We start from the raw sequence: 24,415 nt of genomic DNA on the forward strand, positions 1-24,415 counted from the left end.
GGAGGGTATAAAGATGTTGATGAATAATAACGAGTATCTTGATTTGGTGCAAACTATCAAACAGGAAATTCAGCAGGCGCAGTACAAAGCTACTTTAAGTGTAAATAAAGAGCTGATTATGCTGTATTACAATATCGGAAAAATCATAAACGAGCATAAATCTTGGGGCAATAAATTTATTGAAAATCTGGCGGCTGATATTAAGCTCTCGTTCCCGAACGCAAAGGGCTATTCTGTTCGCAACCTTAAATATATGTCAAAATTTGCAAGCACTTATCCTGATGAGCAATTTGTGCAGACGGTGTCTGCACAAATTCCGTGGTCGCACAATGTTGCAATTTTGGATAAGGTTAAAGGAGAAAAGCAAAGAGAGTGGTATATACGAAAGACCGCAGAAAATGGCTGGTCGCATAATGTCTTGATTCATCAGATTGAAAGCGGCTTATATGAACGGCAGGCTATTGCTGATAAGATTTCAAACTTTGAAAGTCGACTTGCTTCGCCGCAGAGTGAGCTTGCCGTACAAACAATGAAAGATCCATACATTTTTGATTTTATCCCTTTCAAGGAAGATATGGTAGAACGGGATATAGAGCAGGCTCTTGTTCAGGATGTAACGAAGCTGCTTTTAGAGTTGGGAACGGGATTTGCGTTTCTCGGCAATCAATATCATCTCAATGTCGGCGGCGATGATTTTTACATTGATCTTCTGTTCTACAACCTTAATCTTCGCTGCTATGTTGTGATTGAGCTGAAAACCGGAGAATTTAAGCCGGAATATGCTGGACAGCTTAACTTTTATCTCTCAGCCGTTGACGGGATTTTGAAAAAGGATAATGACAATCCTTCTATCGGTCTGTTGCTGTGCAAAAGCAAAAACGCATTAGTCGCTGAATATGCCTTAAAAGATATGTCAAAGCCAATCGGTGTCAGCGAATACAAAGTTACAAGTGAGCTTCCTGAAGCTTTGAGCAAACAGCTCCCGTCTGTGGAAGATATACAAAAGCATATCAAAAGAGACTAAAATATCGAAAAGCTGAAAGCCGCAGAGCTATATATCGAAGTCCTGCGGTTTTCATTCTTTTCACTACTCAATGTTATGCTAAAAAATGGGGAAATAAAATTGATAACGCTTTTATGCTCAATGCGACAATACGGAATGGCAAATTAAATGGCGAGTGAAATGGCGACAATGGCAAAGTAGATGGCGAATTAAATCCAGCTCTGCTTTATCTGAACAAGAGTGAATTAGCGGTTTATCGAACATTCCAAAGTATTAGGCATAGCACAAAGATTTAGCGGATTTGTTCTTGCTTTTGCAATCATTCCACAACCACCTGCAATGAGCCGCAAAAATCATTACCTTCTAAAGTAAGATAGTTGTCGCCTTCGTCAAGGGTAACGGAATATGTTCCGTTTTTACTTGTATCGACAATCATTTTTTCCTCGCCCTTATCAAGCCAGTAAAGCCTTGCCGTGCCGGAATCAACCGTCAACTCGTAAGTTACAGTAAGCTCACTTCCTTTATCCCGTTCTAACGCAGTACCTCCAAAGATATATTCTTTATCATTGAAATCCTCATAATCTGCTGTATAGGAGCCGGTATAGGTATCTTCCCCTTTGGTCTTATCGCCCTGCAAATCTTTTTCGTCCGTAAGGGCATATTTGCTGAAATGCTGGAGCATATCATTAAAGCCGTTTATAACACTATCTTTCAGGTTGTCGCCGCTGCACCCTGTAACAGCAAAAGCCAAACATAAGGAAAGCAAAACGGCAGTCAGAATTTTTATTTTTTTCATATCATCACCCGCCAATCCTCGTTACAATATTCATACCGATAATTGCGATTGCACCAACCGCATAAATACTGTTAATCACGACACATACCTGCATAAGTTTGGATTTTACTTTTCCTTTGGTATAGCTGAGAATGGAAAAGATACCTGAAAAAATCATAAAGGCGGCGTAACTGTAAACCATAATCTCCGCTACCGGGGATTCCAGCGCCCAATCAAAGGTACGCAGTGGCAGGATCGTCCACGGGACAAAGAGCATAATGGTAGAAATCGCAGTTAAAATTTTGTTTTTCATTGTAGTTATCTCCTTTCAGATGCGCCGTATCGCATACAGGATACGACAAGTGCCAAAATAGTGATTCCGACTGCAACAGGCAGCCACGGAAGCCAAGCGATTTGTGTTTCATAAACACCTTCAGCAGCTCTCCCATACGCCACCATTATCAGATAGAACGGGTAGCTCATCGGGTAGGCAAACCAGATTTTTGTGTTTATCATAAGCACGGAAGGTACAATCGAAGCCAGACCGATACCGACCGAAAAAATGGGAGATTGAATTAAAGTGGAAACCGCAAGGTATACAGCAGCCATTGGAATTGCAGCGGCATAGATACTACATACATTTTTGCAGACATATAATGGCTCAAGGATAAAATTATAATCCTGCGTATGGGTAACGATTGCCGCACAGATATAGTACGCTCCTATGGACATAACCATCTGAAATGCCGCCAACAAAATCAGGACTGTGAATTTAGCAAGACATAGTTTCGTTGTGCTAATCGGCAGGGACAGCATTTTCAAAATCCCTTTATTGGAGCGTTCCGTTTGATTCAGCAGTACCGTACAGATGACCAGCGACGCCGGGATCATAAACCAAACCATACCCATAAAGCCCTGAATGAAAAAGTTGTTTTCCGGCGTAATCGGGATTCCTCTCAGGTCGAAGTTCATATCCGCATTGATAATGCTTGGAATCCACATCATAATGACAGGGATCAGCAAGATCAATAAGATTTTGGAGCGGCGGATTTTTTTGAGTTCCACTCCGACTAATGATAAGAAATTCATTCAAAACACCTCCTTACTTGCAGATAAAGGACTTCTGCAATACCGAACACGACCGTTTCAATCCCGCAAACAGCTAAAAATAAGGCTGTACGGCTATTTTCCACTGCCGCAGAGAGCATTTGATACGGGGAAGCAAACGGGAACAGGCTCAACACAATATTATCCTGCGGAAGAATGGAAAGCGTAAATACTAAAATCACGCCAATACCAAGGGATACCCACATATTCTTACAGGCAGACGCAATAACCAGCATAAGCATTACAGTCGGCAGCGTAACTATAATTTGGAAACCTGCGGTTTTCAATATTTCGGTCAGGTCAAACACATAACTTGGAAACCAATACTTTGCACAGCCGACTAAGACTGCCATTTCTATGACCACCATTGCGGATAATACCAAAGCGGCAATTAGAAATTTTCCAAAGAACATACTACCTTGACGAATGGGCAGCACCGACATTTTCTGCATACCGTTATCGGCATATTCCGTGTGGTACATCATACAAGCGCCGCAAATGGAAATGAGAATATTCAACATCGCCATCATCTGCCAGTTCGCAGACATCAGTATGTTAATCGGATTGCCTGCGAGTGCAGTCATTTCCTCTGCTTTTACCATCATATAGACAACCGGAAAAGCTGCTGCAAGAAAGCCACCTGCCAAAAAAGCAGGAAGATAGCCTGTGCGCTTCAGCTTTTTGGATTCTATTAAGAGACTCATACCGTACCTCCTCTCCTGCGATTATCTTCATCAATCATAGCAAGGAAAGTATCTTCCAGATTATCCGTCGGGAATCCGGCGGCACGAGCGTTTGTTTTCAATTCTTCCTTTGTTCCTTCAAACAGCAGATGACCGTGATTCAGAATACCAATATCGTCAGCCATAAGTTCTACTTCAGGAAGCAAGTGAGAAGAAACCAATACCGTGCAGTCATATTTCTGCGGCAGGGAACGAATCAGGGTGCGTATCTCGTGAATACCCACCGGATCGAGTCCATTGGTCGGCTCGTCGAGAATCAGGATCGGCGGTCTGCCGATCAATGCGCCTGCTAAACCTAAACGCTGCTTCATACCAAGAGAGTATTTTTTTGCCAGTCTTTTTCTAAATTCAGTTAAGCCGACAAGCTCCAGAGCGTCATCGACACAGCTTTTTGGAAGCCCAAGAATTTTCCGTATAATTTCAAGGTTTTCCTCTCCGCTCAGATTCCCGTAAAAGGCGGGTGCTTCAATAAATGAACCAACTTCCTTCAAAATGGGAACTCGGTCTGAAGGGTATGTTTTTCCGTCAATATGAAAGCTTCCTTCTGTCGGCTGCGTCAAACCGAGAAACATTTTCATCGTTGTGGATTTTCCCGCCCCGTTCGGACCTAAAAATCCATAAACGCTTCCTTTGCGAATATGGAGATTCAGATGGGATACTGCCGTGAAATCGCCGTAGGTTTTCGTCAGATTTTGAGTTTCGATTATATTCATATTGTGAAATCTCCTTTCCTTTGTTGTCTTTAGTATAAAGGCGCAACCTTGTGTCAACCTTCTCTCTACCTTACATTTACCTTACATTTGAACTGCACTGCGAAAATGCAGGAATGATATGCTATAATATAGAAAAAGGAGAATTGCATTATGGACTATGATTACTTAAAATACAAAAAAATCCTCATCGTAGATGATGAGGCTGATCTGCGTGAAATGGTAACATCTATTTTAGAGCAGGACGGTTTCAAAACAATCAAGACTGCTGGAACAGTAGCCGAAGCTCTGAAAATATGCAGGGATTGGGAGCCTGATCTTGCCATTCTCGATGTAATGCTGCCCGATGGGAACGGCTTTTCTCTGTTTGAACAAATGCGGACTTTTACCGAAGTCCCAGTTCTCTTTTTAACTGCCCGTGGAGAAGATGAGGACAAGCTGAAAGGATTGGGACTTGGTGCAGATGATTATATGGTAAAGCCGTTCCTGCCAAAAGAATTATCCCTGCGTATCGGAATCATTCTGCGGCGGTACTACAAAGGCGAAGATCCTATCGTCCAACTTGCCGGAAGCCAAATTGACTTTGACCGTGCCGAAGTGATAAAAGAAAATAATCATTTCCCGCTGACTGCAAAAGAACACGATATACTGCTGGCGCTCTACCGCAATGCGGGAAGAATTGTAACCATCGATCAGCTCTGCGAAGCTGCGTGGGGAGATAATCCATACGGATATGAAAACTCGCTGATGGCGCATATCCGCAGAATCCGAGAAAAAATTGAAGCTAACCCGTCAAAGCCGGTATCCCTCATTACGGTAAAAGGCTTAGGCTACAAGTTAGTATTAACGGGGAAATGATATGAAAGATATTACGAAACTCATTCGGCGGTTTGTAGGCATATTGCTGTTAAGCACAGTCTTGGTCATCGTCCTTAACATTATTATTCTTGCTGCTATTTCCGCAAGTCAAACGGCAAATGGCAGACCGTGGACGACTGCAAAAGAAACTGCTGAAGCTTTACAGAAAACAGAAACGGGATATATCTTATCCGGCGATATGACGGAGCGGTTAAGCGGGGAGAATGCGTGGGCAATCTATATAGATAATGACACATTAGAGGTAAAATGGCACACGGAAAATCTGCCGGATACCGTTCCTCTGCACTATACGATCTCCGACATTGCAAGTCTGACACGAGGATATATTGATGGATACCCGACCTATACGGGAGAATGCGAAAATGGATTGGTCGTTGTCGGCTATCCGAAAGACCGATATTGGAAACATATGTCTCCGAGTTGGGATTATGATTTCATCAAAAACGCCCCGTATACTGTCCTGATTGTAATCGGTGTGAATGTTTTTTTGATTTTCCTGATTTATATGATCGCCAATTCCAAGCTGCTGAAATCCGTTAAACCGATTACAAACGGCATACAGGCGCTACCTTCAGGTGAGCCTGTTTATGTCAAGGAAAAAGGACTTTTATCCGACCTTGCCGCTAAAATCAATCAAACATCGGATATTCTCCAAAAACAGAAGCGAAACCTGCAAAGAAAGGAAACAGCAAGAGCAAACTGGATTTCCGGAGTCTCTCACGACATTCGCACACCACTTTCTATGGTAATGGGATATGCCGGACAGATTGAGGACAATGAAAGCCTGCCGGAAAGCGAAAGGAAAAAGGCACGGATTATCCGTCAGCAAAGTACAAAAATGAAAAATCTCATCAATGACCTGAATCTTGCCTCGAAGTTAGAATATAATATGCAGCCGATCCATCCAGAGCCTGTCAATCTCGTAGCAATCGCAAGACAAAGCGTTGTTGACTTTATCAATTTAGATATGGAAGAAAAGTATCCGATAGAATGGAATACAGATGAAGCATTGACTGCCTGTGCCATAAATGGAGATAAAGAGTTGTTGCGGCGGGCAATCGGAAATCTGATTACAAATTCTCAAACGCACAATCCTGATGGCTGTACGATTTCAGTATGCGTCCGAAAAAGCGATACAGAATATAAAATAGTCGTAGAAGATAACGGCGTCGGCGTTACCGATGAAAAGTTAGAGAAACTCAGGACTACGCCCCACTATATGATGAGTGACAGCGGGACAACCGAGCCACGGCACGGCTTAGGGCTTTTGATTGTCGGACAGATCGTTTCCGCCCATAAGGGTACAGTGTCTTTCGATCACGGTAAACAAGGTGGATTTACCGTTACAATTTCTTTCCCTATTCCAAAGGATAGTCATACTCAATAAATGTTAAAAACCGTAGAGCCTCAATGAAAGCCCTACGGTTTTTCTGACCTATGATCTTATCCATTTTAGATGATTTTCAACCTGAATCAGTGATGATAAAAATAATTCTTGGATTTCAAATAATTCAAATTGTCCTTAACCCACGAATTATTCGCTACTACTTTGTTGATTTTCATTTCTATTTTCATTGCTGATGTTGACAGGATCATTTCATTTTCTAATAATCCATTTTTCATTTTGAAACTTGTTATTTCACTCCACGGAATGAATAAATTGTCTGCAATGTCCCAATCGCCGTGAACAGGAAACAGGTTAATCCCGTTATCGCTAAATCCGAACAAATACGATGTTGCTTGTTCAAATGCCATTACATTGACAATCCCTGTTGGCAAAGCCCATTTTACTTTAGATTTAGTATGTCCGCATAGAATATTGTTAGCATATTCATAACCAAAGGTTTCCAATCCGTTTTTTACTTTTTCTAAGCTTAACATATTTATACCTCCTATGGTATTAAAGAAGCTCCATAACTCTTTTATACAGCGGATCCAACTCACATCCGCAGCTTCCACATTCTTTATCAGCCTGTTTGATTGCTGATACCAAAGTATCCTTATCGGCTTTCCCGTCCAGCCATTCCTGAGCCGGAACAGCGATTAAGTCCCAACCTGACGCAGCGAATTTCTGCATAATCGCTTCCAATTCTTCCATAAGCGTACCTCTTCCTTTCAGCCATTATTTCAACAGGTTGATTTCATTTTGCAAGTTCTTCAAAAATACGCCTGCGTGTGCGCCGTCCATCTTAACCGTTGACTGGCTCGGCTGGCTTTGCTATTCATTCCTCTATGATTTGTGTTTGGTCGGTTATCTCTGGCTGATTGCTCGGAATACCTTCATTGAGGTTTGGAACGCTAAAAAACACGGCAATGAAAATGTTTATTAAAACTATAGCCGCCAATATAATGGCAACAATTTTCCAAATCCGGCGTGAGCGGCGATTTTTGATTGCAAGCTGCTCATTTATCCTTGACAACTGCTCTGCGACATCACTGGCGGTATTTTCATTTTCAATTTTTGCCCCCAGCAATTCGCTGACAGACACTTCCAATATTTCAGCCAGCCGGATAAGAGTATCAGCGTCGGGAACAGATAAATTTTTCTCCCACTTAGAAACGGTCTGTCGGACTACATGGAGCCTTACTGCCAATTCTTCCTGCGAAAAACCTTTCTGCTTTCTGAGAGTTTTTAAGTTTTCTCCAAACATTGTGCGTTGCACTCCTTTGCTTTGATGATAAATCCAAAGTAGCACATTAGCCCTTATACGGCAAGCAACGCAGATTAACAATAACGCAACTGCCCGTAAAATAATGGCTTTCGCCATTAAAGCTACTTGAAAATGGAATATTTCTTCGATAGATGCGCCAACTACCCTTGAAATATCAATCGCTAATTTGAGAGATGGCTTATAAACAGTTTTTTATTTTTGATTTTCATGTTGAATTTCTTTCGTCCTACCTTTATTTCAACAGGCTGATCTCGTTTTGCAAGTTCTTCAAAAATACTCCTGCGTGTGCGCCGTCCATCTGCGTATGATGGAACTGGAAAGAGATGGGCAGGTAATACCGAAACCATTTCTTTTTGTATCTGCCCCAAATAATAAAGGGATTGTTGAAAATGCCGCTGTTCATACCAACAGCTCCGTCGATTTCCGTATCTATGATGGCGGAAGTGCCGATGACCATACTGCTTTCGGATAAGTCCCTGTCCTGACAGCTTGCGGCGACCTGTGCAGTATACTTCAGATACTCCTCGCTGAATTGATTTAACTCGGCGTTATAGGAAAGGTCGCAGGAGCTGACTTCGCCCTCTTTGTTTTTCACTATGGTATTGACTGCTATGGTGTCATACTGCATGAGTTTTTCGCCGACCGGAAGGATATAAAACTCCTTTACCTTTACGGCAGCTCTGCCGATACAGTAATCGAGCAGCATATTGAATTTCAAGTTTCTTTTCCTGCTGACCTTTATCAGATTGGTCACATCAAAGGTCTTGAAAAAAGTTACCATTGGATTGGGCGCTTTCATCCAAAGTGCATACGCCGTAGCCCTTGTAGTGTCTTTGGGATCAACTTCTTTTGGCATACTAACCTCCGATTACTCCGCTTTCCGGATTGGGTGGCGCACGACCGTTTTCAATCGGCTCACATCGCATTTTCTCGGATCGCTCAGATAGATTTCGTGATGGTATCTCGTGTCCGTAATATCCAGCTTATACCCGTTTGCTTTCATATAGTCGTGCATTAAATCAACAGTAGCAGGCTCATCATCGTAAGAGCCGATGTGCATACACTGAACGCATAGTCCCTCATCATAGGGGAAGAACTCAACCTTAGAAAAATCCTGCTTTTTCTTTTTCGTTGCCTCCTGAACTGCCCACTCAAAATCTTCCTTTGTTACGAAATCCGGCAGCCGGATCATAGAGATAAAGTGCATATCTTCTTTTCTTGCATAATCAAGTCCCTGCGTATTTTCCTGCCACCAAAGACCTTCAAGGGGCGGCACTACATACTCGAAAAATCCCTCGATTTTATGCGTCCCCTTGTAGCTCATTTTTATAGTAAAAGCAATACCGTACAGCAAACTGATTGAATTTTTGTATTCTCCGCTTTCCTCATTGGGATTTCCTTTTCCCCGGACTGCAATGTAGTTCATTTTTGGAATCTCTATAATTCCGGGCTTGTTCTTCGGCATATAAAATTCCTTATATTCTTTCTTGTAATCAAATGCCATTTTCTTCCTCCATTTTGCAAATAGAATTTAGGTCAACGATCATAATGTATTCTTCATCCGTCTCGCAAACTGTCGTAAATCCCGCTTTTCGATATAGCTTCACTGCATAATTATCCTTTTGAACAGATAAAGAAAGCTTTGCATAACCAGCAGCTTTTTCCGTTGACAGCATTTGTGTGAGTAACGATGTTCCGATTCCCATACTCCTGTACGCTTTAAGAACGGACATTGCAAGGGAAGGCGTATTCTCATCAATATGTCCGTAGTCATCCATAATTCTTGCCCAAATTGCTCCTACAATATTTCCGTCAACTTCTGCAATCAAAGCCTTATCGTGTTTGCTGTTTCCAAAATTCGCAATGTATACTTGCAATTCCGTACAACTTATCACTGATTTAGGCGGCGCAGCCGTACCAGCCGGAATATAAATTGCCTCGTACAAAAAGTCGCTGAGCAGACTATATTCTTCTTTTCGCATTTCCCTTATAGCGCAGTTCATATCTTACTCGTTTCTTATCCATTAAAAAATAGCCTTACCGCATACAAGCATTTATAAACTTTATAGGCACATTCATTCGCTTTGCAACCTGTTCCGGTGTCATTCCGCTATCCAAAAAACGCTTGCATACAACTTTCATATTTTCGCCAACTTCGATAATATGCTTATCCGGATCATAAAATCGAACAACTCTCTGCCCCCACGAATGTTCCATAATCGGGTGGACATATTCAATATCGCACTCTTTCAGCTTTTCGGCAAACTTATCAAAATCATCTTCCTCAAAATAAATCTCGAAATTATTACCGCCGAAAGAAATATTATTCGTACCGATAAACTCTTTATATGTTTCAACTGTTTGCAGGGCTAAACCGCCTGTCAGCGTCTTATTTGCTCCAAAGTCCATAATGATATGAAGTCCAAAGACTTTTTTATAAAATTCAACTGATCTGTTTATATCGGTTACTACCAGCATAGGATTTTTCAACTTCATTCTAATTTTCTCCAAAACACAGTATCGTTATTTCCGATTAGGCTTTCTTTTAATAGCCAGCAGTTTCATATAGTCATCAAACTCAGAAATATCAGTCGGCTCAAACATTACCCATTTCCCGTCACGATAAGTTGTTGCTTCATCATATTGTCTGCAAACGGGAGCAGAAAGAGTTTCTCTTATCTCCTCAAATTTTGCTCTTTCATCTTTCCCGAAAATAATCATAAATCCAAGGCAATTCTTTTTCGCATATAGACTGCAAAGCGTTTTAACACCTCTGCGGTACTTATATTCGTAAGTCCAGTTCTTACCGCCTGTATTCCATAGCCGTTCCATATCGTATTTTTCATCAATCGCTGAACACAGCTCTTGCCAGACTGCAAACAAAGGTTGTCCGAGCAATTCAGTCATAGTTGACTGAGTAGGAGTATTTTCAAGCATTGTGTTCCCTCCGCATAACAGTATTTGTTTATGACTTGTTCAGATAAGCACTTGCTAATTTATGTACCTGTTTTATTTCTTTTGACGATAAATCCCATTGCTTCAGTTCATTGGAAACCAGTTCAGGATATTTTTTGCTTATATCTTTCAAAGCATTTCCTATTGATTTTCGTACATACTCGCTTTCATCATCTTTGAGAGAAGATAAAAACTGTATTGCCATCTGCGGATGCTCCTTAAAATAAGGGCGGCTTGTCCAAATTCTCAATCCTTCTGATACAGCTCTCCTTGTATTAGCACAATCACTTTTTAGCCATTCCTTAATAACCGGAATCGCTGTTTCATATCCAATAATTTTGCAGTAATTATCAAATGCCATTGCAAGAATTTCCTGCACCTTCCAGCTTTTGTGCTGACTCACGGTATCTTTCAGAAATGATAATGCGCTTGTATTTTTGCAGGCTGCATATCCTACCAAGAAAACACCGACTTCCTGTATCTGAAAATTTTCCGACTGATATAATTCCAATCCCGTAGCGAAACATTCATCAAGCGAATGCTGCTTGTAATAATTTTCAGCTTCCTTTTTCACGAGTTTTAGACTATCTTTTTCAGGTATAACTTCTTTCAAATGTGCTATGAAATTTTCCATTATGTATATTACCCTTTCAAATTATCCAAAGCAGCCGGATTATTTTCGAGGATTGCCCCAACAGTCGGGCAGGTTTCTAAATCCGGGCAGTCTCCGCAGGTGGAAACACCTTTATTTAACGCACACTTCCGAATCCCGCACAGGCTATCACAAAATACCGTTTTTGCCCCATTCATACGGCAGCCTTCGCAGTTAATATGCTCTGGAAGAATCGGGGCGTTGTTTAACTCTGCCCACAGCTTCGCAGTTTTCTCCCGCAAAGCCTGATCGTCATTGACGGTCGCTATGTATGCGTCGCATTTTTCGCAGTCCAGTCCGCAGTATCCGATCATATCTTTCATAGGTTATACGCCTCCTGTCTATTATTCTTCATCATCAATTTCTCGCTCAAAGATCGAATACTTCCAGTCATCAGTTCCGGAAATCAAACGCCAACCCTGTTTTCCATATTCGTTGAGTTTCTCAATATACCGATCCAGCTTAATATGAACATTAAATGATGGCTCTGCGCTTAAATCAACTGTCATATACTCATACTTCTTCATAACAAACCGCCTTCCTATATATAAGTCTTTATGAAAAATTTTTCATTATATCCGCAACAAACTGTGTCTGCTGCTTTCTCAAATACGATTTCACAAAAGGCTTCAGCAGCCATTTCTTCGCTTTCACTTGTTCCGTAAAATCTATCTCTGTTTCATCGCCTTTGGCAGTGAAAATGCCAGTCCAATGACCTGTCATATTGCTGTTTTCCATATCAAATTCCCATCGTCTGTATGGCTTAACAAGCGTCACGGTAAAGGTCGTAGGGTAGCCGTTTTTGGTATATTCGATAAATTGCTTGTCGCTTATCGCTTCTGTTTTACTCAAGTCGCTTCTCCAAGCAGCGTAATTCTCCGTATTCAACACCAGCTCCCACACTTTTTGAAGTTCGCCGGGGATCAGCGCTTTTATATTTGAAACCGCCATTTTTGCTCTCTCCTTAAATCAGTCGTATTTCTCAATATGCACGGTGGCAATCGCCGACTGATTTGGCTCTCCGGTAACAAGGTCTTGCGGCGCAGGCACGAGCAGCATAAATCCGTCCTTGCCATATCTTAATTCATACCCTTGTGCATACGCTTCTTCCACAGAGATGTGCTGTACCTGTCCGATGACCATAGCCGTAATACCTGCACCGCTTAAATCCTGTATATCTTTCAGGGTACATTCCATCGTGAGAAACGCTTCGCTGATCGCAGGTGCGTGAATGGTTTTGGCGTTGGAAACAGTAAAGCCTCCTGCTGCAAATTCGTCATCGTCCCATTCATTCTGATGAATGGTATTTACCAACCTGTCATAACAGCTTATCGGGAGAAAATTAATGCAAAAGCATTTTTCTCTTTGGATATTGGCATAGGTGTGGGTATGCTGATACAGGTTGCCCATCACAGCGAAAAAAGCGGTCTTATCTCCGTGAAAGCAGCTCCACGAATGAAAGCACACATTCGGTTTCCCGTTCTCTTTCCAAGTCGTGACAGCAAAGAGAACGGTCGGTATTCCTGCTGTTACTTCAAAGTGAGAGAACAGCTCAAATTCTTCCGGATAGGCTGGCTTAAAATACTGGGGAAAATCCTTTTCAATCTCGATCTTCATCATTATGCCTTTCTCTAACCTGAGTAGATTACGACTCATTTGGGATAAAGTATAAGGAATAGCCATCTATATTGATTGGTAGTGTTGGAATCTCTGAGCCATCATAGTATTCCGTAGGAGCTACGGTAGCATAGCCGGTCACTCCATCAATGATAATCTCATAGTCCGTTCCCTTCGGCGTTTTCTGCATTACCTCATAAGTGCCGTTATATGTCTTGCCGTTTGTGGTATCCGTTATCGTGATTTCTCCATCTTTAGCAGTCAAAGTCATATCCACGATTTCAGCGTCAGGATACAGCTCGTCAGCTTCTCCTACGGCAACCACGAGTTCATCCTGATATTGGGTAGCTTCCGTATCATTGCTCATAACCGTTCTCATTTTCCACTCATAATCTTCCATCTTCACGACATCAGCATTGCAAGCAGAGAGAGCGAATACGATGAATGACATCAAAAACACAGATAAAATCTTTTTCATTTCATACCGCCTCCATTTACCGTCACAGCTTCTCTACATCTTCCACATAGATGGAGACTTCGCCGCACTTGGGATAGATTGCTACCTTCGGCTTGCCGATTCTGCCGCCGAACAGCTTATTTTCGTCCGATGACATTACAATTCCGTATCCTGCGCCTTCTACCTTGATGGCGCAGTTTTCTTTCATTTCCGTTCCACATCTGAGACACTTTCTCATAAATAAATCCTCCGTTTCTTTTTATGGATTTCCGGCGGTAAAACCGCCCCGTTATGTTCTCAGCCTAAAGGTTTTCGGCGCAAGGCGGTATACCAAAATGCTGGCGACAATACTGTAAAGCATACAGAACACAATTGTCATGATCCCAAAGAGCATAATCGGCATACGCAGCCGCATAAGGGCAAAGCAGATGACATAGGTTACTGACAAAACGATCCGGTATGTGCCGCTTTTCAGCTCCGTCCCTGCGTTATAAGGCTGGAGCAGATAGTAAATCGTCAGGTAATGAATCGAGAAAAACAGGCTCATACACAGGATGGAAACAACCAGCACTACATAGTTCAGCGGATTGTCCGTCCCTCCGGTGGCAAACAGGATCAGCGCCAGTCCGATACCGATCACGAGCGCCGGAACAGCGTTGATTTTCATAATCTCACGCAGGCGAATCTGAAACAGCCGCAGGATAAAGCTCGGCTGCTTATAAAACGAATAGGTCAGCAGGCTGTGATCGCAATTCATAAAAAGCGCCTGCGTAAAATTCGTACCACGGTTGATGGCATACATAATAAATACAAAGTACGGAAGCCAAGTCATCACGATTTCGTTAATGACGGTTTTTTCTTCGGGCAGCAGATAGACGCCTGCCAGCACGGCGGCGACAAGGAAAGCGCACACATAGGAAATCTTCTTTGTCGAGTTCCAGAGTATCTTTTTATGCCTTTTGATAAACAGCTCATTCAGATACTCGAAGCCCTTGCGGTTGCTGCTAATGGAAGTATCTGCGGATATTTTCTTTTCATTTGCCTGTTTGATAAGCTTTGTCTGTGCCGTGCTGTCCATCTGATTGGTCAATCCGGCTAATAATTCCTTGTTGATTGCGTAATAATCACGGAAGGTAGTGAGCCTTGTGATACTTGCCATACCAAGGGGAATACACGCTAAAAATATAACCATTGGTACGACCGCAGGCAAAGCAAAACCAAAGGCGGGCGGAGCATAGGCTGCGGCTAAAAGCAGGGCGATACAGCACCACACATATTTGGACAGCTTATTTTCGTTGTAGCCAAATCCCCTTTTCTCATAATCCCACAGGGTAACAGCCGCCGCAAACAGCTTCATACCCGCTATGCAAAGGGGCAGGAGCAGACAAAACCACAAAGGTACGCCTCTGTCCATACCGAACAGAATCGTAAAGGGCAAAAAGCCCACAACGACCTTCAGGATGGAGTAGAAATAGTTTACAAGCGTATATTCTCGTGCGTCCATTTTCATCAGGATCATCGCATAATATTTATCCTTTGTCGGATTGAAAAGGTGTGTGTTTACAAAGCTGCCGATTACCGTGAGAATCAGCAGGATATGCAGGAACACCTCATTCTCCGGCAGTCCGTTATAAAGGATACCGATACCGCATACCATCGTGATAAAGTAAAGGAACTTGCCGAGGAATACAGAAACGATTTCCCACAGCACGGACAAAATGTTTGCAAAGATTTTCAGCCCCTTTACCTGATACAGCGTTGCCGGAAGCAGCCGCTTTACGAGCGGTATCTGCTTTAAGGAAAACAGGACACCGTTGACACGGTATGTATTTTTCAGGGAAAAAGATATTTTAAGCGTCTTATTCATTTCCTTCCTCCCTGAGTGCCGCAATGATTTTATCCTTAAATTCCCTGCTGTCCAGATCGGTTTTCTCCACGACCTCCAGTTCGCCGTGATTAAGCAGCACAATCTCATCGCAGAGGTCAAGCGCCAAATCCATAATATGAGTGGAGAAAATGGTAATGCGGTCTTGTTTCAGTGAACGGAGCAGTTGTTTCATTTCTTCCGCCACAACCACATCAAGGGATGTCAAAGGCTCGTCGAGCAGCAGGATATTCGGCTGAGCGATGATATTGATGAGCATTTGCATTTTGTTTTTCATACCGTGGGAGTAGTCCTTGAGCAGTTTATCCCTGTCCTCCGGCTCAATACTCATATAATCGAAATACTCGTCAATGCTTTTCGGATTTTTGATAGACTTCTCGTTGATGTCCATAAAGAATTTCAAAAACTCCCTGCCTGTAAGAAACTCCGGCACGGTCGGGGTAGAGAGTACATATCCGATGTCCTCTGCGGACACCTCACGGCGGACGCCGTTTTCATCTTCTATATAGAAATTGCCGCTATCCGCCTTCAAATCCCTGTTCAGGCAGTTAAACAGCGTTGTTTTTCCAGCGCCGTTTCTGCCGAGCAGCCCATAAATTTTCCCTTCATCAAAAGTAAAATCAATATCTCTGAGAACTTCCTTTTTCTCAAAGCTTTTTGACAAATGCTCAATTACAAATTTCATAATATCCTCCGTCACATCTTATGCTGGTAATATGCCATCAAAATAAAATCAAGGATTGTTTTAAGCAGGAAAGCGCCTACAAGAGTAAGAACAATCCATAGTGGTGCGTCGAAAAAAATACATACCCAAGCGCCTGCCATCAGCAGCCAGTGCAGTATCTCGCCGGATATTGCCTGTGCTTTGCTTCGAATGAGCTGATTGCGCTCGTCTTTTTCTTCAATTTCATTGATTTTCATCAAATCAGGATTTTTTGCGCCCCACAGACCGACACACCATTTCGCAATCCCATAGCCGAACAATCCGGCACCTATCCCGATCATCGCTCCGCTTTGCGAATCACTTAAATAGTCCTGTAAAAGAAACCTTGCGATCAGAGCTAAAGCAATGCCGATAATACCTATTGCAAGATACATTCCGGTTTTCTTTTTCATTGCTTTCCCTCCTCGTAAATAAAAATATCTTCAATACTCATATTAAAATACCGTGCAAGCTTAAACGCCAATATAATCGAAGGATTATATCGTCCGTTTTCCAACGAGCCGATTGTCTGTCTGGATACTTCCAGTGCGGCAGCCAGTTCTTCCTGCTTGATTCCCCGTTCTTTCCGGATTTCCTCTAAACGGTTTTTCACGGTGCGCCTCCTTTCTATGGAAAGCCAGCTTTCCATATCTCTATTATAGCTAAAAGGGCGCAAATGTCAAGTATACTTTCCATTCGGAGATGAGCTTTTTTCAATCTTCCCATTCTTCACATCTATTGAGCAGCTAAGTTTATCACTTGCACATTGTTTTGCCGAGCATAATTTACCGTATATGCAGTCCCGCCTTTCTCCTGTGTTAAATAGGCTATGCAGACGCTGCTGCCATTTACCAAATGGCGGTTTCTTTTGAACATACAGCCCCGAAAATAGTCGTGAGAAGTATATACTACCTTATCCGCCTGACTTTTGATCTCCTCATAAACCGCTATATCATCTTTGCTCCAGCCTTTTGTCTGTGTGGTACACGGAAGGACTAAAATCAGCTTGATATGCGAATATCGCTTTCTCAAGGATAAAACGCATTGAGCAGCCAGCGTATCAAAGCCCAATGCTCCGCCTGCGCCAAAGTACATATATCCTTCTTCTATCAGTCGAAGCAAGGTGTTTTTTAACCGCTGAGAGAGTTCCGGTATGCTCTCCGGCGGTATTTTTCTATGTCCGGTAAAGCAAGCCGTTTTTCCCCTCATTACAGATCACCAGCCAGTCCAAAGCCTAAAAGCACAAAAAATCTAATTATAATACTTATAGTATATCAAAGTCAACAATAAATATCAATAGTCTGTGGAACTACGGAAACAATATTTATAGACTATGAATGGAGGCTGGAACTATGAGTGAAATTGCAAAAATAATCGGACAGCGTGTCCGCAATTATAGAATTGATAAGGGATTGAGCCAAGAGAAGCTTGCTGAGTTATCCGGTTGCCACCCTACTTATATCGGGCAAGTGGAACGAGGGGAAAAGAACGCTACTCTTGAAAGCATTGAAAAGATTGCTTCAGCTATGAATGTCTCGCTTGCTCAGCTTTTTGAGAAGATAGGCGAAAGCAGCACCGACAGCTATCCTATGAAATGTTACGAGCTGGTCGCAGCAAAAAGCAAATCTGAGCAGGAACACCTCTATAAGATGTTAATTGAAATGGATAAATATAAAAATCAATAAAAGCAAAAATATACGGTGTTACCCAAGCGGGCAGCACCGTATTTTTCATAAGATATAGTTTCGTTTTAGAGATACCAACTTCCTTGCAAATATGGACAAACAATCTTTCTGTTCTAATCTTTTTTCAAAAACAGCGAAAAAATACTTCCATTTTCATCAGAAGCAACTTTGATGTATCCTTTTTGCTTATTGATAATATCACGGGTAAGATACAGTCCGATCCCCACGCCGTCAATTCCTGCTGACTGCTTTCCACGGTAAAACCGTCCGAAAATCTTTGCCTGTTCTTCTTCGGGTATTCCGATACCATTATCGGAAATATCAAGCCGCAGATAGGACGGGTATTCTGTAATCTCTAATCCAACAATCCCACCGCTTGGAGTATATTTCACAGCGTTGTCAAGAACATTGGTAATAGCTTCTGCTGTCCAGTTATAATCAAGCAGTGCCTCAAATTGCCGTTCGCAGTCAAATGTAATCGTTATGTTTTTCTCTTTCGCCTTTGCATAGACGGTTTTTACCGCTTGCAGGACAATATCATTCAAGTTGTTTTTTTCAGGCTTCAGGCTGATAATGCCGCTTTCCAAACGGGACATTTTAATCAGGCTGTTTGTCAAAAAGGTCAGCTTTTCAAGAGAAGTCTGCAAAGTGGCAATATATTCGCTGCGTTCTTCATCGGACAATTCTTTGTCATCCAGTAGCTGTGCAAAGGTATTTGCCGCCGCCACGGGTGTCTTGATTTGGTGGGAAATATCGGAGATCAGCGTCTTGATTTGCTCCTTTTCCTGTGCCAACATCTGATTTTGCGCTGTTAAAATGTTACGGAGCTTCAAAAGCTGGTGTTGTAAACGGGCAGTCAGCGTGTCCTCATTTTCAGGAAAAACAATCCGTTCCTGCTGTTCTACCAAAGCCTCTATCAGCAGCGTAATCTGCTCTAACAGATCATCGTGATAACGGTTATGCAGGAAGTCAAGCAAAAACAATAAGCCGCATAAAATGGCAAAGGCACAAATGATAAGAAACACAAGGGCAGAAGTGCTTTCCATAAAAAGCACAGCGCCAGCAGATATCGCCGCTATGACAGTACCTGCAATCAAAATCAGTTTTCGATAAACTCTAAAATGCTTCATCATCATTCTCCAAAGGTATAGCCCATACCAAAAACCGTCACAATGTATTCCTGCTTATCATCGTTTAGTTTCTGCCGCAACCGCTTAATGTTCACACGCACCGTATTCTCATCAACAAAGTTCCCGTCTATATCCCAAAGTTGTTCCAAAAGCATAGCTTTGGTCACAATCCTGCCTTTATTTTCTATCAAATAGCAAAGCAATTTGTACTCCGTCGAGGTAAGGCGTACTTCTTCTCCGTTCAGCATAACAAGGCATTTATCTGTATCCACTTCTAAATCTCTATATCGAATACGGGATTTTCCGCCGCCTGTCCGCTTTAAGACAGCTTGTACTTTTTTCCGCAAAACTTCAATCGAAAAGGGCTTAGGAATATAGTCATCACAGCCAACACCGAAACCCTCCAACATATCCTGCTCTGTATCATTAGCAGTCAGAAACAGGATTGGGATGTCAGAAGTCTCCCTTATTTTTTTACAAAGCTCCATTCCACTGCCATCAGGCAGGTTGATGTCAAGCAGAAACAGATCATACCTTTGCTTTTGATATTTCTTCAAGGCTTCCATATAGCCATAAACTGCTGTAACGGTATGCTTGTCCTTTTCAAGAGCAATCGAAATCCCTTTGCTCAAAATTTTATCATCTTCCAGTAAAAAGATATTTGCCATAACCGCAAAGCACACCACCTTTCCTCAGTATGTAGAATTACAGGAGCAGACGCAGCAGTGCTGCGCCCGCCCCGCAAATCTTATTAGTTTTCAAAATCGTGCAACCGTTCTATCACTGTCTCCTTTGAAATAAACCGATAAACCAGAGATGGAACAGTAAGGCATATTACAAAAATGGCAATGATAAGACCAACAACGAGCGCCACAGGGTACTCAAACCTTGCATAATCTGCAATGCTCGGCACTGCGTCTGCTACCAGCAAAAGGAAAGCATTACCCAAAGTCATAATCAGTATTGTTGAAATAAGCGCATAAAATCCTCCTTCGAATGTCAAAATCTTTCTGATCTGCTTTTTGGTAGTCCCGATACTTTCCATGATGGCAAATTCATTTTTCCTTGCAATAACGCCGGTAAGCATAACATTCACAAAGTTGATTAAGCCGATTACAATGAGCAGAATCGCCGCACCGTTGCCAAGCAGACCGATAGAAAAATACATCTGATTGAATTCCTCCAATACAGAAACAGAGCTTTGAAAATTCCATTTGCCGGAAGGCAAAGTGTTGTTGATTGCTATAAGTTCGTTATTTACTTTCTGCAACTGATTTGCGCTCTCAATGTCCACGCCAATATCGTATATGATAGCGGTGTCTGTTAGTCGCTCCATTCCTGCTTCACTTACATAAATAACATCAGGAACAGCGCCCACCCATTTACGATGCCCGATATTGAAGTTATCATCAAGGTCTTTGTAGTTGAACGCTCCCGCCACTTGAAAATCTGCGGACTTTCCATCTGCGTTATCCGAAGTCAAATTTAGAGTTTTACCAACCAGTGTAGCGTTCGGCGCAAAGGTGTCCGTATCCATACCCACAATGACCGTATCTCCGTTGCGAAAAGCCTCTATATCAATCGGCGTATTATGGGTATCGTTATATTGTTCTACAAGTTCATCATCAATGGTCACAACATAGCAGCCATAATCTCCGGCATTAGCATATTCTTGCAGCTCCGAAATCATTTGTTCATAGGGTTTGCCATCGTGATAGAGTTCCTCGTGCTGCATTTTCAAAAAGCTCTCAAATTCCGAAGCATTAAAGCCGATTTCTGCCCAAGTAATTTTACTGGTTGAAAGATTTGCAACACCATTAACCTGTGAAAGCTGTTCTATAAAATGCTCATCAAATTGCGGTATTTCTTTTTCGAGGTTTTCAAACTGGCTAAACTGTGAATCCGTATAACGGAAATCATATTTCATGTATTTATCAACATAGTTTTCTCCGTTGATACTTCCCAAAATGCCATTAACACCTAAAATCGTGACAGTACCCATAAAAAGAGACAGAAATACAAGCACAGCCCGCTTCTTATCACGGAAAACATTATGGAACGCCATCACAGACAGCTTGCCGCCGTTTGTGGAGTTTCTGCTTTTCGTCTTTTTAGGTGCAAAGTTTTGAAAACGGAGAGCCTCAACAGGAGAAATCTTTGCCGCCGCCTTTGCCGGCGCATTACAAGCAATCCAAACGGTTACCGCAGAGAAAATAATGGACAGAATAAAGATAGCAGGGTGGAAAAATACAACGGCGTCCATACTTGATCTACCCTGTTCATATCCTTGCTGTAAAAACAATGGGACAAGGGCAAAGGATACCGCCGCAGCTAATACGACGCCGACAGGAATTCCAATACAAGCAAACTTAAATGCCTGCTTTTTTACAAGCGATTTAATTTGCTTCTGTGTTGTGCCAATCGTTTTTATCAAACCATAAAAGCGGGTGTCTTTGGAAATAGAAATATACAGGACATTGTAAATCAGAAGATAACCGCTTCCGACAATAAACAGTACCAAGAGAATAACCATCGCAATCATAGAGCCATTGGAAGAACTCATAGAAACCGATCCGCTAAAATGCTGATTGTTGTTTAGAGATACATCTTCTTGAATTTGATAAAAGTCTCCCGGCATTTCATTTAAGGTTAGAGATAAAGTTCCGTTATCCTGCAAGGTATATCCGGCATTCGCACAGTAGCTTTCTGAAACAAAAGCCATTCCCGTCCCGATGTAGGAACGAAACCAGCCGCTTAAAGTGAAAATTCTTTCCTGCTGACCGTTCTTATCATAATATGATAGAGGAATATCCATATTCAGCGTCGGCGTTTCAATTCCAAGCTGTGCAAGAGCGTCCTCAGACAGCATAATTTCGTTTTCCTGTGTAGGGTAAGAGCCGTTGATATTGCTGATTGCTTCCTTAAAATGCTGTTCCCATTCTGTTTCATCGTAATACTGAATCACTATGGACGATTCTCTACCCTCCGAATTTGTCTGAACAGCAGAACCGATCATATATCGAGTTCCGATTGTTTTCACATAATCCAAAGAACGGATTTGCTGTTCCTGCTCGTTGGTGGGCGCATTTAATGTGACATCAGCATTAGAGCCTGCTGTACGCACGCTGGATAATTCCATATTCTGCATATAGTTAATGCCCAAGCTGAAAACCGTTGTAATCATAAAGGTGGTAAGGACAACCGCAAGCACCGCAAATATATTGCGAATACGGTTTGCCTTCATCATCCCTTTTTCCACTTTTTTGAGTGCCCCTTTGTTTCGGTTAGCGTGCATATCTAACACCTCCCGAAACAACTTTTCCGTCCTCAATTCGGATTGTCCGATCTGCCATCTGAGCAATTTCTTCGTTGTGCGTAATCATAATCGTGGTCTGATGAAACTGCTTGCTGATAGACTGCATAAGCAAGATAACATCCATACTTGTTTTAGAGTCCAAATTTCCAGTCGGCTCGTCGGCAAGGATAATAGCGGGCTTGGTAGCTAATGCACGGGCAATCGCTACACGCTGCTGCTGACCGCCGGACAGGTTATTCGGCATATTTTTGAGCTTCTTTTCCAAACCGAGCGTATGAATGATCTGCCGAACAAACTCCGTATCGGCTTTCGCTCCGTCAATCTCAATAGGGTACACAATATTTTCGTACACATTGAGGACTGGGAGCAGATTGTAATTCTGAAAGACAAAGCCGATATTCCTGCGGCGGAAGATCGTTAATTCCTCGTCTTTCATTTTCAAAAGCTCTTTGCCACGGATTGTCACACTTCCCGAAGTAGGGCGGTCTAATCCACCGATCATATTCAACAGCGTGGATTTACCGCTGCCGGAAGTGCCGACCACAGCAACAAATTCGCCCTCGTCCACGGAAATAGATACACCGTCCAAAGCGTGGACTTCATTTTCTCCACTTCCGTATATCTTTCGTAAGTCTTTCGTCTCCAATATTGCCATAGCTAAAACCTCCAAATCTGTTTTGTGATTTTAGTATAGCAGCCACTTCTTACAATCTCATTACAGCCCATACTTAAAATCCATCCATCATTAACCTTTCTTATCGTTCACATATCGCACAGTCATTTTTGACATCAGTTTTCCCATTTTGATCGGGCATAAATAGCAGATAAGAGTTTGAAACTTTTGACTGAAGTTATGACATATAATAAAACGCTTTGAAAAAATATGCTTTGCAATTCCGAATCCGACCTTTTGGGGATCTGCCATAAATTCTTTTGGTACTGGCAGAGGAGAAGCCGATTTTGTCCGAGTTAATGGCGGATGGATAATATGAAACGAAATACCGTCTGAAGCATACTCAATATTCAGGCATTTCGCCAGCGACTCCAAAGCCCCTTTGGTAGAAGCATAAGGCGATATTCCAATAAAGCCAGTCACGCCTACGCCGGAACTTGTAAAGATTATTTTTCCCCTTTTTTGCGCCTGCATATATGGTATAACACTTTTAGCCAAACGCAGTCCGCCATAATAATTCACATTGAAAACCTGTCTGTATATATCAAGGTCTATATTACATTCGTTATCAAAAGTACAAAGGCAGGCATTGTGGATCGCAATATCTATGAAATGAAAGGCTGCAATGATTTCCTTTACGGCGGAATTGATTTGTATTTCATCACATACATCTGTGTTATAGTATAAAAGCTGTTTTGGAAATGCTTGAGCTAAGACTTCCAATTTATCCGTTTCTACATCTAATACTGCAACCTTGTTTCCGTCTTTAAGGGCTTGCTCTGTAAAGTAGTAGCCGATTCCTTGATTTGCACCTGTAATAATAATATTTGCCATTATGCCACTCCTATCTCAGTAAAAAACCTTTGAATATGCTGATAGGCGTTTTTGTGAAAAGCGCTTTTGCGTTCTTCAGACAATGCTCCGCTAAACAGCCACCTTTGAGCGAAGAAATAGATCGGAGCATAATACTTTACCGCTAAATATTCACTGTCAGCGTTCTGAATAACACCCACCTGCATAAGAACAGAAAACACCCTGCTTTGAAAAGAAAGCGGCTCAGTAAACATCCAACGCTCATATACATTCTGAATGGTGGTGTTGCTGAATTGTTCAATCAAAAGCAGACGCATTACCTTATTACAGAAGGTATCCATTAAATATCGCTCAAAAAAGGTATCACACACAGTTTGATAAAAGTTTTGTTCTGCGGAAAAAGTTTGTTCTGCGAGCGCTTTATCTAACTGACACATCATATCGCTTGCTTTGTTCTCGAATAAGCAAAGTAGTTCGTCAAAAATAGCCTGCTTACTTTTGAAGTAATAATATACAGAGCTTTCCTTGATTTGTACCTGCCTGCAAATATCTCGGATAGATACCGCAGAAAAACCATTTTGAGAAAACAATTCTAAAGAAACATCTAATATGCGCTGCTTTGTGTCGTTCATCTTAGCTC

Annotated in this window: 35 protein-coding genes; 4 read left to right on the forward strand and 31 right to left on the reverse strand. The window is 42.0% G+C overall.

Going from position 1 to position 24,415, the window contains the following annotated elements:
* The first annotated feature begins 19 nt into the window (after positions 1-19).
* On the forward strand, positions 20-1,024 hold the full coding sequence (locus OCV72_RS04090; protein ID WP_055056866.1) for a PDDEXK nuclease domain-containing protein: 1,005 nt from the start codon (positions 20-22) through the stop codon (positions 1,022-1,024).
* 298 nt (positions 1,025-1,322) lie between these two features.
* Here OCV72_RS04090 and OCV72_RS04095 read toward each other — a convergent pair whose 3' ends face one another.
* Genes OCV72_RS04095 through OCV72_RS04115 form a run of 5 tightly spaced genes read right to left on the reverse strand, consistent with a single transcriptional unit; the run spans position 1,323 to position 4,341 of the window.
* Positions 1,323-1,799 carry a hypothetical protein gene (locus OCV72_RS04095; protein ID WP_055056854.1) on the reverse strand — a complete coding sequence of 159 codons (477 nt, stop codon included), beginning with the start codon at positions 1,797-1,799 and terminating at the stop codon, positions 1,323-1,325.
* A 4-nt stretch (positions 1,800-1,803) separates the two neighbouring features.
* Positions 1,804-2,091, reverse strand: a complete 288-nt coding sequence (locus tag OCV72_RS04100) for a hypothetical protein (RefSeq protein WP_055056853.1) — start codon at positions 2,089-2,091, stop codon at positions 1,804-1,806.
* Between the two features lie 5 nt (positions 2,092-2,096).
* Positions 2,097-2,867, reverse strand: a complete 771-nt coding sequence (locus OCV72_RS04105) for an ABC transporter permease (RefSeq protein ID WP_055056852.1) — start codon at positions 2,865-2,867, stop codon at positions 2,097-2,099.
* Positions 2,864-3,589 (reverse strand): ABC transporter permease, encoded by a 726-nt coding sequence (locus tag OCV72_RS04110; protein WP_055056851.1) that lies wholly within the window; start codon positions 3,587-3,589, stop codon positions 2,864-2,866. The genes OCV72_RS04105 and OCV72_RS04110 overlap by 4 nt, the downstream gene beginning before the upstream one ends.
* The gene (locus OCV72_RS04115) at positions 3,586-4,341 is read right to left on the reverse strand and encodes an ABC transporter ATP-binding protein (RefSeq protein WP_055056850.1); all 756 of its coding nucleotides are present in this window, start codon (positions 4,339-4,341) and stop codon (positions 3,586-3,588) included. Before OCV72_RS04115 ends, OCV72_RS04110 begins: the two co-directional genes overlap by 4 nt.
* Before the next feature lie 150 nt (positions 4,342-4,491).
* Between OCV72_RS04115 and OCV72_RS04120 the strand changes: the two genes are divergently transcribed.
* Both OCV72_RS04120 and OCV72_RS04125 read left to right on the forward strand, forming a co-directional pair.
* Positions 4,492-5,196 (forward strand): response regulator transcription factor, encoded by a 705-nt coding sequence (locus tag OCV72_RS04120; RefSeq protein ID WP_055056849.1) that lies wholly within the window; start codon positions 4,492-4,494, stop codon positions 5,194-5,196.
* Position 5,197: 1 nt separating this feature from the next.
* Positions 5,198-6,604, forward strand: a complete 1,407-nt coding sequence (locus tag OCV72_RS04125) for a sensor histidine kinase (RefSeq protein ID WP_055056848.1) — start codon at positions 5,198-5,200, stop codon at positions 6,602-6,604.
* An 86-nt stretch (positions 6,605-6,690) separates the two neighbouring features.
* Here the strand turns inward: OCV72_RS04125 and OCV72_RS04130 are convergent, their stop codons facing one another.
* From OCV72_RS04130 to OCV72_RS04225, 20 genes are all read right to left on the reverse strand, one after another.
* Positions 6,691-7,098 (reverse strand): hypothetical protein, encoded by a 408-nt coding sequence (locus OCV72_RS04130; protein WP_055056847.1) that lies wholly within the window; start codon positions 7,096-7,098, stop codon positions 6,691-6,693.
* A 19-nt stretch (positions 7,099-7,117) separates the two neighbouring features.
* Positions 7,118-7,315: a hypothetical protein gene (locus OCV72_RS04135; RefSeq protein ID WP_055056846.1), complete on the reverse strand. Its 198-nt coding sequence runs from the start codon at positions 7,313-7,315 to the stop codon at positions 7,118-7,120.
* 124 nt (positions 7,316-7,439) lie between these two features.
* Positions 7,440-7,868 (reverse strand): helix-turn-helix domain-containing protein, encoded by a 429-nt coding sequence (locus OCV72_RS04140; protein WP_070098906.1) that lies wholly within the window; start codon positions 7,866-7,868, stop codon positions 7,440-7,442.
* Positions 7,869-8,121: 253 nt separating this feature from the next.
* Positions 8,122-8,745 carry a CatA-like O-acetyltransferase, family 2 gene (locus OCV72_RS04145; RefSeq protein ID WP_055056845.1) on the reverse strand — a complete coding sequence of 208 codons (624 nt, stop codon included), beginning with the start codon at positions 8,743-8,745 and terminating at the stop codon, positions 8,122-8,124.
* Between the two features lie 12 nt (positions 8,746-8,757).
* Positions 8,758-9,393 carry a GyrI-like domain-containing protein gene (locus OCV72_RS04150; protein WP_055056844.1) on the reverse strand — a complete coding sequence of 212 codons (636 nt, stop codon included), beginning with the start codon at positions 9,391-9,393 and terminating at the stop codon, positions 8,758-8,760.
* Positions 9,383-9,892: a GNAT family N-acetyltransferase gene (locus OCV72_RS04155; RefSeq protein ID WP_055056843.1), complete on the reverse strand. Its 510-nt coding sequence runs from the start codon at positions 9,890-9,892 to the stop codon at positions 9,383-9,385. Before OCV72_RS04155 ends, OCV72_RS04150 begins: the two co-directional genes overlap by 11 nt.
* Positions 9,893-9,926: 34 nt before the next feature.
* Positions 9,927-10,385: a VOC family protein gene (locus tag OCV72_RS04160; protein WP_055056842.1), complete on the reverse strand. Its 459-nt coding sequence runs from the start codon at positions 10,383-10,385 to the stop codon at positions 9,927-9,929.
* Positions 10,386-10,412: 27 nt separating this feature from the next.
* A complete protein-coding gene (locus tag OCV72_RS04165; protein ID WP_055056841.1) occupies positions 10,413-10,826 on the reverse strand; it encodes a DUF3788 domain-containing protein in 414 nt (137 codons plus the stop codon).
* 28 nt (positions 10,827-10,854) lie between these two features.
* Positions 10,855-11,478: a DNA alkylation repair protein gene (locus OCV72_RS04170; RefSeq protein ID WP_015518011.1), complete on the reverse strand. Its 624-nt coding sequence runs from the start codon at positions 11,476-11,478 to the stop codon at positions 10,855-10,857.
* A gap of 8 nt (positions 11,479-11,486) precedes the next feature.
* Positions 11,487-11,819, reverse strand: coding sequence for a DUF3795 domain-containing protein (locus tag OCV72_RS04175; protein ID WP_015518010.1), 333 nt, complete (start codon positions 11,817-11,819; stop codon positions 11,487-11,489).
* 21 nt (positions 11,820-11,840) lie between these two features.
* Entirely contained in the window at positions 11,841-12,023 is a 183-nt protein-coding gene (locus tag OCV72_RS04180) for a DUF4177 domain-containing protein (protein WP_015518009.1), read from the reverse strand.
* Between the two features lie 28 nt (positions 12,024-12,051).
* Positions 12,052-12,447, reverse strand: coding sequence for an SRPBCC family protein (locus tag OCV72_RS04185; RefSeq protein ID WP_015518008.1), 396 nt, complete (start codon positions 12,445-12,447; stop codon positions 12,052-12,054).
* A gap of 18 nt (positions 12,448-12,465) precedes the next feature.
* A complete protein-coding gene (locus tag OCV72_RS04190) occupies positions 12,466-13,113 on the reverse strand; it encodes a flavin reductase family protein (protein ID WP_055056865.1) in 648 nt (215 codons plus the stop codon).
* A gap of 28 nt (positions 13,114-13,141) precedes the next feature.
* Complete coding sequence (locus tag OCV72_RS04195) at positions 13,142-13,591, reverse strand: hypothetical protein (RefSeq protein ID WP_055056840.1); 450 nt, start codon at positions 13,589-13,591, stop codon at positions 13,142-13,144.
* A gap of 22 nt (positions 13,592-13,613) precedes the next feature.
* Positions 13,614-13,808 (reverse strand): hypothetical protein, encoded by a 195-nt coding sequence (locus OCV72_RS04200; protein ID WP_055056839.1) that lies wholly within the window; start codon positions 13,806-13,808, stop codon positions 13,614-13,616.
* A gap of 51 nt (positions 13,809-13,859) precedes the next feature.
* On the reverse strand, positions 13,860-15,437 hold the full coding sequence (locus OCV72_RS04205) for a hypothetical protein (RefSeq protein WP_055056838.1): 1,578 nt from the start codon (positions 15,435-15,437) through the stop codon (positions 13,860-13,862).
* On the reverse strand, positions 15,430-16,140 hold the full coding sequence (locus tag OCV72_RS04210; RefSeq protein ID WP_055056837.1) for an ABC transporter ATP-binding protein: 711 nt from the start codon (positions 16,138-16,140) through the stop codon (positions 15,430-15,432). Before OCV72_RS04210 ends, OCV72_RS04205 begins: the two co-directional genes overlap by 8 nt.
* 11 nt (positions 16,141-16,151) lie before the next feature.
* Positions 16,152-16,571 (reverse strand): hypothetical protein, encoded by a 420-nt coding sequence (locus tag OCV72_RS04215; protein WP_055056836.1) that lies wholly within the window; start codon positions 16,569-16,571, stop codon positions 16,152-16,154.
* Positions 16,568-16,771 (reverse strand): helix-turn-helix transcriptional regulator, encoded by a 204-nt coding sequence (locus tag OCV72_RS04220; protein WP_055056835.1) that lies wholly within the window; start codon positions 16,769-16,771, stop codon positions 16,568-16,570. Before OCV72_RS04220 ends, OCV72_RS04215 begins: the two co-directional genes overlap by 4 nt.
* Positions 16,772-16,893: 122 nt before the next feature.
* Positions 16,894-17,367: an SLOG family protein gene (locus OCV72_RS04225; RefSeq protein ID WP_015518001.1), complete on the reverse strand. Its 474-nt coding sequence runs from the start codon at positions 17,365-17,367 to the stop codon at positions 16,894-16,896.
* 143 nt (positions 17,368-17,510) lie between these two features.
* Between OCV72_RS04225 and OCV72_RS04230 the strand changes: the two genes are divergently transcribed.
* Positions 17,511-17,843 carry a helix-turn-helix domain-containing protein gene (locus OCV72_RS04230; protein WP_070098907.1) on the forward strand — a complete coding sequence of 111 codons (333 nt, stop codon included), beginning with the start codon at positions 17,511-17,513 and terminating at the stop codon, positions 17,841-17,843.
* 113 nt (positions 17,844-17,956) lie between these two features.
* Here the strand turns inward: OCV72_RS04230 and OCV72_RS04235 are convergent, their stop codons facing one another.
* The 6 genes from OCV72_RS04235 to OCV72_RS04260 all read right to left on the reverse strand — a co-directional run bounded on the left by OCV72_RS04235 (position 17,957) and on the right by OCV72_RS04260 (position 24,407).
* Positions 17,957-18,973: a sensor histidine kinase gene (locus OCV72_RS04235; RefSeq protein WP_055056833.1), complete on the reverse strand. Its 1,017-nt coding sequence runs from the start codon at positions 18,971-18,973 to the stop codon at positions 17,957-17,959.
* A gap of 2 nt (positions 18,974-18,975) precedes the next feature.
* Complete coding sequence (locus tag OCV72_RS04240) at positions 18,976-19,641, reverse strand: response regulator transcription factor (RefSeq protein ID WP_055056832.1); 666 nt, start codon at positions 19,639-19,641, stop codon at positions 18,976-18,978.
* 83 nt (positions 19,642-19,724) lie between these two features.
* Positions 19,725-22,268, reverse strand: a complete 2,544-nt coding sequence (locus OCV72_RS04245) for an ABC transporter permease (RefSeq protein WP_055056831.1) — start codon at positions 22,266-22,268, stop codon at positions 19,725-19,727.
* Entirely contained in the window at positions 22,258-22,944 is a 687-nt protein-coding gene (locus tag OCV72_RS04250) for an ABC transporter ATP-binding protein (RefSeq protein WP_055056830.1), read from the reverse strand. Before OCV72_RS04250 ends, OCV72_RS04245 begins: the two co-directional genes overlap by 11 nt.
* Positions 22,945-23,034: 90 nt before the next feature.
* Positions 23,035-23,796, reverse strand: a complete 762-nt coding sequence (locus tag OCV72_RS04255; RefSeq protein WP_055056829.1) for an SDR family NAD(P)-dependent oxidoreductase — start codon at positions 23,794-23,796, stop codon at positions 23,035-23,037.
* A complete protein-coding gene (locus OCV72_RS04260) occupies positions 23,796-24,407 on the reverse strand; it encodes a TetR/AcrR family transcriptional regulator (protein ID WP_055056828.1) in 612 nt (203 codons plus the stop codon). The genes OCV72_RS04255 and OCV72_RS04260 overlap by 1 nt, the downstream gene beginning before the upstream one ends.
* Between the last annotated feature and the right edge of the window lie 8 nt (positions 24,408-24,415).

Source organism: Dorea amylophila (genome assembly GCF_025567265.1).
Taxonomy (GTDB): Bacteria; Bacillota; Clostridia; order Lachnospirales; family Lachnospiraceae; genus Dorea_A; species Dorea_A amylophila.

Coding starts and splice junctions, on each gene's coding strand:
- OCV72_RS04190 (WP_055056865.1), bottom strand. CDS start 13,113: ATGAAGATCGAGATTGAAAAGGATTTTCCCCAGTATTTTAAGCCAGCC.
- OCV72_RS04150 (WP_055056844.1), bottom strand. CDS start 9,393: ATGGCATTTGATTACAAGAAAGAATATAAGGAATTTTATATGCCGAAG.
- OCV72_RS04160 (WP_055056842.1), bottom strand. CDS start 10,385: ATGAAGTTGAAAAATCCTATGCTGGTAGTAACCGATATAAACAGATCA.
- OCV72_RS04095 (WP_055056854.1), bottom strand. CDS start 1,799: ATGAAAAAAATAAAAATTCTGACTGCCGTTTTGCTTTCCTTATGTTTG.
- OCV72_RS04120 (WP_055056849.1), top strand. CDS start 4,492: ATGGACTATGATTACTTAAAATACAAAAAAATCCTCATCGTAGATGAT.
- OCV72_RS04140 (WP_070098906.1), bottom strand. CDS start 7,868: ATGTTTGGAGAAAACTTAAAAACTCTCAGAAAGCAGAAAGGTTTTTCG.
- OCV72_RS04250 (WP_055056830.1), bottom strand. CDS start 22,944: ATGGCAATATTGGAGACGAAAGACTTACGAAAGATATACGGAAGTGGA.
- OCV72_RS04110 (WP_055056851.1), bottom strand. CDS start 3,589: ATGAGTCTCTTAATAGAATCCAAAAAGCTGAAGCGCACAGGCTATCTT.
- OCV72_RS04210 (WP_055056837.1), bottom strand. CDS start 16,140: ATGAAATTTGTAATTGAGCATTTGTCAAAAAGCTTTGAGAAAAAGGAA.
- OCV72_RS04125 (WP_055056848.1), top strand. CDS start 5,198: ATGAAAGATATTACGAAACTCATTCGGCGGTTTGTAGGCATATTGCTG.
- OCV72_RS04115 (WP_055056850.1), bottom strand. CDS start 4,341: ATGAATATAATCGAAACTCAAAATCTGACGAAAACCTACGGCGATTTC.
- OCV72_RS04180 (WP_015518009.1), bottom strand. CDS start 12,023: ATGAAGAAGTATGAGTATATGACAGTTGATTTAAGCGCAGAGCCATCA.
- OCV72_RS04245 (WP_055056831.1), bottom strand. CDS start 22,268: ATGCACGCTAACCGAAACAAAGGGGCACTCAAAAAAGTGGAAAAAGGG.
- OCV72_RS04090 (WP_055056866.1), top strand. CDS start 20: ATGAATAATAACGAGTATCTTGATTTGGTGCAAACTATCAAACAGGAA.
- OCV72_RS04255 (WP_055056829.1), bottom strand. CDS start 23,796: ATGGCAAATATTATTATTACAGGTGCAAATCAAGGAATCGGCTACTAC.
- OCV72_RS04225 (WP_015518001.1), bottom strand. CDS start 17,367: ATGAGGGGAAAAACGGCTTGCTTTACCGGACATAGAAAAATACCGCCG.
- OCV72_RS04100 (WP_055056853.1), bottom strand. CDS start 2,091: ATGAAAAACAAAATTTTAACTGCGATTTCTACCATTATGCTCTTTGTC.
- OCV72_RS04235 (WP_055056833.1), bottom strand. CDS start 18,973: ATGAAGCATTTTAGAGTTTATCGAAAACTGATTTTGATTGCAGGTACT.
- OCV72_RS04200 (WP_055056839.1), bottom strand. CDS start 13,808: ATGAGAAAGTGTCTCAGATGTGGAACGGAAATGAAAGAAAACTGCGCC.
- OCV72_RS04105 (WP_055056852.1), bottom strand. CDS start 2,867: ATGAATTTCTTATCATTAGTCGGAGTGGAACTCAAAAAAATCCGCCGC.
- OCV72_RS04205 (WP_055056838.1), bottom strand. CDS start 15,437: ATGAATAAGACGCTTAAAATATCTTTTTCCCTGAAAAATACATACCGT.
- OCV72_RS04215 (WP_055056836.1), bottom strand. CDS start 16,571: ATGAAAAAGAAAACCGGAATGTATCTTGCAATAGGTATTATCGGCATT.
- OCV72_RS04155 (WP_055056843.1), bottom strand. CDS start 9,892: ATGAACTGCGCTATAAGGGAAATGCGAAAAGAAGAATATAGTCTGCTC.
- OCV72_RS04260 (WP_055056828.1), bottom strand. CDS start 24,407: ATGAACGACACAAAGCAGCGCATATTAGATGTTTCTTTAGAATTGTTT.
- OCV72_RS04185 (WP_015518008.1), bottom strand. CDS start 12,447: ATGGCGGTTTCAAATATAAAAGCGCTGATCCCCGGCGAACTTCAAAAA.
- OCV72_RS04230 (WP_070098907.1), top strand. CDS start 17,511: ATGAGTGAAATTGCAAAAATAATCGGACAGCGTGTCCGCAATTATAGA.
- OCV72_RS04145 (WP_055056845.1), bottom strand. CDS start 8,745: ATGCCAAAAGAAGTTGATCCCAAAGACACTACAAGGGCTACGGCGTAT.
- OCV72_RS04165 (WP_055056841.1), bottom strand. CDS start 10,826: ATGCTTGAAAATACTCCTACTCAGTCAACTATGACTGAATTGCTCGGA.
- OCV72_RS04195 (WP_055056840.1), bottom strand. CDS start 13,591: ATGAAAAAGATTTTATCTGTGTTTTTGATGTCATTCATCGTATTCGCT.
- OCV72_RS04240 (WP_055056832.1), bottom strand. CDS start 19,641: ATGGCAAATATCTTTTTACTGGAAGATGATAAAATTTTGAGCAAAGGG.
- OCV72_RS04170 (WP_015518011.1), bottom strand. CDS start 11,478: ATGGAAAATTTCATAGCACATTTGAAAGAAGTTATACCTGAAAAAGAT.
- OCV72_RS04130 (WP_055056847.1), bottom strand. CDS start 7,098: ATGTTAAGCTTAGAAAAAGTAAAAAACGGATTGGAAACCTTTGGTTAT.
- OCV72_RS04175 (WP_015518010.1), bottom strand. CDS start 11,819: ATGAAAGATATGATCGGATACTGCGGACTGGACTGCGAAAAATGCGAC.
- OCV72_RS04135 (WP_055056846.1), bottom strand. CDS start 7,315: ATGGAAGAATTGGAAGCGATTATGCAGAAATTCGCTGCGTCAGGTTGG.